General features: G+C 37.1%; 5 protein-coding genes. All 5 read left to right on the top strand.

All coding sequences use genetic code 11. From position 1 onward, the window contains the following. The first annotated feature begins 212 nt into the window (after positions 1-212). The 5 genes from M2277_RS31505 to M2277_RS31485 all read left to right on the top strand — a co-directional run bounded on the left by M2277_RS31505 (position 213) and on the right by M2277_RS31485 (position 6,986). The gene (locus M2277_RS31505) at positions 213-1,472 is read left to right on the top strand and encodes a site-specific integrase (protein WP_006212418.1); all 1,260 of its coding nucleotides are present in this window, start codon (positions 213-215) and stop codon (positions 1,470-1,472) included. Between the two features lie 19 nt (positions 1,473-1,491). Then, positions 1,492-3,999 (top strand): helix-turn-helix domain-containing protein, encoded by a 2,508-nt coding sequence (locus M2277_RS31500; protein WP_063477672.1) that lies wholly within the window; start codon positions 1,492-1,494, stop codon positions 3,997-3,999. Next, a complete protein-coding gene (locus tag M2277_RS31495; RefSeq protein WP_063477316.1) occupies positions 3,999-5,630 on the top strand; it encodes a site-specific integrase in 1,632 nt (543 codons plus the stop codon). Before M2277_RS31500 ends, M2277_RS31495 begins: the two co-directional genes overlap by 1 nt. Beyond that, positions 5,627-6,217, top strand: a complete 591-nt coding sequence (locus M2277_RS31490) for a hypothetical protein (RefSeq protein WP_063477317.1) — start codon at positions 5,627-5,629, stop codon at positions 6,215-6,217. The genes M2277_RS31495 and M2277_RS31490 overlap by 4 nt, the downstream gene beginning before the upstream one ends. Positions 6,218-6,530: 313 nt before the next feature. Next, the gene (locus M2277_RS31485; RefSeq protein ID WP_036642935.1) at positions 6,531-6,986 is read left to right on the top strand and encodes a DUF4367 domain-containing protein; all 456 of its coding nucleotides are present in this window, start codon (positions 6,531-6,533) and stop codon (positions 6,984-6,986) included. Positions 6,987-7,005: the final 19 nt, after the last annotated feature.

Below are 7,005 nucleotides of genomic sequence, written 5' to 3'. Positions count from 1 at the left end.
CAGTATCTATAAAATTTTGAGCATATTTTGTTGTGTGCATTAATAATTAGCATAAACCTTGATTTATCAAGGCTTTATACTAATTTGAGGACCTTTTCTTTATGAGCATTATTGATTGCTTAACACGATAACAATGATATGGTAACATATTAAATATTTCGAATTCATGAATGAGCATAATTATTTACTGAATTAGATGTGGGGGTGTTTAAATGAGCCTGAATAGTTCAATCTTGCCTTTTTCAAGAAAGATTGATGAGTTACGTTTTAGTGTACAAAGTGTTGGAATTGAGTTTTGGAAAAGGTATCGAGATAGCGAACCTGTCCTTAATAAGCATGCTGTAATTGTTTTGCAAAACAAAATGAATGGTAGACTATGCATCCATCCTCTTACAGAGTTTATTTTTCACTACTGGAAATATAGAGCGTATAATTCTCAAAGGCTCCATGCTAATTACCTTTGCTCTTTTTTAAATTACATACTTATTGATAATCAGCAAAAATATAAGCTTTCTTCTTTAAAAGAACTTCGTTTTTCTCATGGAACTGACTATTTGAACGAACTAACGAAAAAAGACAAATCAAGAATGACACTTAGAAAGGCGGAAAGAACCTTAACCTTATTCTTTGAGTTCTTGGCGAAGAAAAAACTGTTGGTTCATGTTAACGAAAGTTCCTTTAAAAAAAGGCTCCTGTACGGAAAATCAAACCAAAAATATACGGTCTCCCCATTTAAAGGAGTGATAATGCCGAGAAATAAGCAAGGCCATATAGCTCATGATTTGCCTGAACAATATATTTTACCTTTTATTGAGCTGGCTGTGAAAACCGCGAATCCCATTGCCTTGGGAATTTATATGCAGTGTTTCGGAGGAATTAGACAAGGAGAGCTTGTGAACATTCGAAAATCCGATGTAAATTCTATCGGCTCTTATGGAGAATTCGGTTTAGTAGTTCGCCTAGAACAAAAAACCTTGCGAATGGATATTAAAGATAGTGCTGGTTCAAGTGGTGTAAAAAAACCAAGAAGACAAATCGTATTCCCAATTCAAGATTGGTTGCAGATGCTGTATCGTAATCACATTGAAAATTATCCTCCTATGGATGGATCTGATGCGTTATTTGTAAATCGGGATGGGAAAGCCATGTCAGGACAAAGTTACAGGGCCTACTTCAGTAAATTAAAAAAAGAATTTTTGAAGCAACTGAGGAAATCGTCTAATCCAGATGATCTGATTTATGCAGTCAAACTGGAAGAATATAAATGGTCCACTCATCTAGGCAGAGGCATATTTACAAATCTCCTAGCCGAAGAAGCTGATAATCCATACGATATTGCTTTGCCAAGAGGAGACTCCAATCTTGCATCATCTCTTGTGTATCAAGGAAACACGGAACGAATGAGAAAGAAACTTGAGAACCGGATGCAACATTTATATAAAGATTACCTACCAAAATTAATAAAAAATTGATTATTGGAGTAGAAGAAACATGTCTTATTTAAGTCCTGCTGAAACTGCAGAAAAATTAGGAATAGGCTATAGAAGCCTACTACGCTTGGTGAAAAACGGCGCGTTTACAGGAGCAATAAAAGTATTGGGTTCGTGGCAAATCCCTCTGAAGTCTGTGGAGGATTACAAGGCATTATTAAACATGCCCGATGAATATTTGACTATTGCCGAGATCGCTGAACGACTTAATCTTTCCGAGCTTTGGGTTGGCAGACTTATTAAGAGAGGAACATTTGCTGGGGCAAAGAAACATAGAGGTTCTTGGATAGTGCCTTCCATGTCTGTGCAGGAATATATTCAGTCGTCCTCTTCTCCCGAAGGATTCCTCTCCTTCCCGGAAGCAGCTGAATATTTATCCGTAAGTGAATCATGGATCAGAAAATTAGTATTAAGAAACATTTTATCGGGTGTCGAAGTCATCAATGGTGTTCGTTACATTCGAATAGAATGTGTGGACGAATATTTATTATCGATTTCACCACCTGAAGGATATCTTTCCGCGGATCAAGCTGCACAAGTATTATCACTGAGTAAAGCAAATATTAGCTCATTAGCTAATGAAGGTGCATTCACGGGTGCAAAAAAACAAAAAATTCCCTATCATCACGCGGGATGGATTATTCCTATTGAGTCCATAAATCAGTTTAAGGAATCGCAATCTTTTTTAAGTGATTATGTACCTCCTACTGATATTGCCGCAAGTTTGGGTGTTAGTAAAAAATGGGTATCAGAGTTGATTCGGGAGGGAGTAATTCCTGGAGGTATAAAACATAACAATGAGTGGATGGTACCTTCTGATGAGTCCATTAAACATATTGAAAAGGAAAGAAATAGAAAACAAGAATTAGCGGAACTATCGGGACCAATTGATTTATTTGAATACAGGTTGGCTGAACTGGAAGTGCCTGATACGTTGCAAAAAACAGTAGATCTCTATCGTGAATTTGTTATCTTAAAAATTAATAGCAGCCACGGTAACAGCAAAACAATCCACAATAAGGCTCTGGAGTATATCAGCACATTAAAGCGTTTATTCCGTCTACTAAAGACTGAAGTATTCTTGATGAATGCAGAACAATTAGAAACTATCTTTCGAAATCCTGGAATGGGAATTCGGGATAAAAGCACTTTCATTTATTTTTTGGAATATTGCACAGGTAAAGGGCTATGTTCATTCTCGAAAAGTTATGCTATCACTTCCCTTCCTATAGAAGAAAGAGAGATGTACAGTCCGGAACAATTTTTAGCTTATTACAGTTATGTTAGGGATGTCGACCTTCACATTGAGCAGGCCATCCAAAGTAGGGATTACGCTGTAACATGGTTATATGTCTTAATGCATGTCATTGATGCGTGGAGACCATCAGACATTATTAAGCTGCCGAATATTGAGCTGGAGGTCTGCAATTTACAGACTTTTGATCAACTAAGGGAAACGAAACTGTCAAAGGAGCAAGCGCAAGCTGTCATCAACCATCTGTATAAACGGGTAGAACGAATGTATATTAGCAAAACTGGTGCCCTGGGGCATTTCCTCGTTAATCAGGACATGATTGTTCCCACGGCTACCGTTCTTGTGATCACAGAAATCCATCGTAGAATGCAAGGAGATCAACAACTACTCAGACTGGGCCAAAGAAGATTCGTCCACTTTGAAAAAGAAACGTATATCCGATTATTTTTCGATAAGCGGCCGGATCTTGTTGATTTCCAAAGTCGAAAAATGAATAGAACTCTCTTGACCTATTTCTTTTATAGTGTCGTAGAGGGGAAAGGAAGTGCGGATATCGCGTACGAACTGTCTCAACGAATGAGGGGGCATACCGATAAAAACTCGACTGCAACCTATATTCAAGCAGTAAACAAAGATGGTTCAATTGAACGGGTAAGTTTAAACTTGTTTAACCGAGGGCACTTTGGATGGCTGTACCATCATCTCATTCGTCTATCTATGCCAAACGCGCCTCAGTTAGAGGTAGAGCAAAGTACCGCACTGATCGAACAGTTTCGAAAAGAACTTTCTCCTTATCAATTGGAACAACTTGGCCAATTCTTAGTACGCCAGCAACAAAGTAAACATTCATTGGCTTTGCAACTATCGAATCTTACTGAAACAGAGCTGATGACTTTGTTGCATAAAATCTATAAAGGTGAGATGCCAGCCAAACTGCAGCATGTTCAATGCTTGACCTTCCCAAGTTGCACTTCACCAACGGCAACGACTTGCTTACATTGTGAGAACGCAATACCGAAGATATATATTCTAATTTCTATTCATCATGAACTTGATCGATTGATCGTATCGATTAAAAATACCAAGTATCCTGCCGTTCGGGTCAGGGACCGCAAGTTTTTGTTTCAAATTCTAGATCTTTTAAGTCAGGCGATACAGCAATTCGGCAAAACCTATGTTCAGACTTTTATCGATCTTAACAATTTAAAGGAAAAGATGATTGCTATTCAAAATTTAATTAGTGAGGAAGTTTAATGGCTAAATTCCACGCTGCATTACACAGAAGAAGAACCCTAGAGGAATTAAGCGATAGACAAATTTTAGAAAGTATTGAGTCTGTCACCTTTAGTTTAGAAGAACTTCACGATTACAAGGATATGTTCAGAGAATTGGAACGCAAAGGGCTTATTGTAACAGGCGATTTTGAAGACTTCTTGTGGTCGGCTAAAGGGGAATCCAGTAATTTTCTTTTTCAGTTTGATTGTGAAATCTATGGTGAAATCAATCAAGCTTTGAAATGCTATTCTGTCCAAAAAATGTATAACGGCATTACTACGCAAACCGTTCGCCAAAATATAGGACAAATAAAAGAGGCTATACGAATTACCCGAGGTTTTCGATTAGACCATCTCAAACATTTAGAAGATACGTTAAATCATTTCGGAGACCATAAACAGTTTGCCATGGCTACCAGTATAAAGGAGTTTCTGATTTTTTATAATCATCCTCATACTGAGTTGTATTGCGACTTATGTGCTAATTATAATGCGAAAGTCTCCAATGTACGTGAATTACCTAATTTTCATGATATCTTGCTTTTCGATGTTGCTTTGGATGACTATTTTATAACATGTACTTCAGACGAAGAAAAATTGCAATATTATCCGATTTTTTTATGGTGGAGGATTACTCGGATTATTCCCATGCGCCCCGTCGAATTTTACTCTTTAAGCAGGGACTGCACAATGAAGGATGATGAGGATAGATATTGGATGATTGTACCTCGAAGAAAGAATTTATCCAGCCGTCCAGGAAAGCTAGCGGTCACGGATACTATCCAAGTGAATCGGGAAGTGTTCGAATTAATTGAGGACTATAAACGACTTACATTAGCTTATGCAACTGAATCTTCCTACTTGATATCGTATAAAGCTTATCGAAAGTACGTTAAATTAAAATCAAAGGAAATAACGCGAGAAAAGATAGGAGCTTCCCAATTTATTAATATGATTGATCGATTTTATGATGAAATCGTTACTGCGAAGTATGGCGACTTGGAAAGAATAAAGCCTGGCGATACCAGACATTTTGCCTTCTGCAATATGATGTTGCAAGGGTTTAATATGTTAACTATTGCTCGCATGGGTGGACATAGTCAATTAGAAACCCAATTACATTATCATAAACATTTGGATCACTTCGCTCAATCTTTTGTCCATCACGCGGCGCAGATGCTTCGAATGAAACGTGTGAACTTATGGAGATCAAATTGGGATGTTGCGACTCAGGGCATAATTGCTAAAAGTAGAATTTATCAAATAAGTGATTTCCAAGAGACGCACAAAGTGGAACATGGCTTTTGTACGGATCACCCATCTCGCTGTCAGGTTGGGGATTGCCGGTTTTGTGAATTTTATTTTTTCTCACCAGAAGACAAACAAAAGGGATTAGCCTGGTTGAAAGATTGTTCTGATGCTCTTGAAAGCAGATTAAAGGAACAATTGGAACTCATACGATATGTCACAAAATCCACAAATTACGATTGTGCTACGTTGACATATCAGCATACTAGTCAAGAAAGGCTATCCTCAGCGAGTAATGAACTGCGAAGATTGATGGATCAAAAGGCGATGGTCGATTCTTATTTGCTGGAGGACGAATTATGAAAAAAGGTGCGCCACAAAAATATACGGATAAGCAATTAAAAGACATCTTGTTAAAATATATATCAAAAAATCCTGGGAAGAAGATTAACCCTTCTATTTTGGAAAGAGAGACTGGGGTAAACCGCTTTGTATGGAAAAGAAGAATGTCCGAACAAATCGCAATGATTAACGAGCCCATGCAGCTGGAAAATACAGAAACTGAAACTTCACTTCCCTTACCTAATGTTGTGGAACTTGTCGAAACATACTGGAATAATAAATCAGGCTTGATTAGCGCGTTATCTCATTTCAATCAGATGCTAAATGCTTTGCATCAAAAAGCGAAGGAGTCAGATACAATCCTCAAGCAAAATCAAGACTTAGCCGCTAACTTGTCTATAAAGGAAAAGCAGATTAAAATGCTTGAGAACGAAATTAAATTACTCAGACAACAGTACCTTGAAGTTGCTGTTAAAAGTACTTATAAAACCTTCCAGGATGAAGAGGCACTAGAAAAAATCATATCCATCACTAAAAATAAAAAATCAGAAGATCGTGCCTTAAATGCTGATATTGTAAAAATGTATCCAGAGCTATTTGATAATTGATGGTGGGAAGATGCGCTAGGCTTGCGTCTCGATTTGAGTAAAAAAATCGGATTAATCCTTAGCTGAACAACTAAGCTTTAAGGAACTCTCATATAGCTCGGACAAAGATGAACTAAAATAATTTGTTGTGAATAAAAAGAGTGGTAAAGTGCTGCGTTCTAATTCCAAATCCATCTCTCTGAAAACAAAAGGCTATTACGGTTAGAGAATGCCGACAATTACTTGCCAAAGTATAGTGATACTTAAAATCCCTCCACATAAAAAAAGCTTTAATTGTAATACTAAAGATAAACTTAACTTTTTCGGAGGTATTATGAAGAAGCTTTTGATTTGTATTTTGCTTGCTTTCACAGTTCATCCTGTTGTCCATGCTGAACCTGTTCACGATAAGAAGCCTGAGGTTGGTTATGGCTATGATGCACCATTAAGAATAAAAAAACCAATACATCCTGAAGTGCCTAAGAGTTGGAGACTTGAAACAAAAAAATTTGAAAACAGCATTTTATTAGCTTATTTTGACTCTGATGATAATGATTTAATTATGACCATATTTGAAGAAAATCGAAGATCAATGGTCCCTGTAGCTCAGTCAGAACAAACGGTAATCAATAATACTACCTATTCTTTTTACCCCTGGAAAAGCAAACAACGCGGATGGGTTCTTAGATGGGTTAAGGGCGATGTTTATTTTGAAATGAGTAGCTTCACACTAAACGTAGATGAAATGATTACAATTGCAGAAACCATAACAAAGCAAGTTAAAGAATAAAAAAAGAACTGCAGCCTCA

This window comes from Paenibacillus sp. LBL, assembly GCF_029893715.1.
GTDB classification, from domain to species: Bacteria; Bacillota; Bacilli; order Paenibacillales; family Paenibacillaceae; genus Paenibacillus_AQ; species Paenibacillus_AQ glucanolyticus.
Note: the sequence above shows the minus strand (reverse complement) of the source record. Positions and strands in the feature narration are given on the sequence as shown.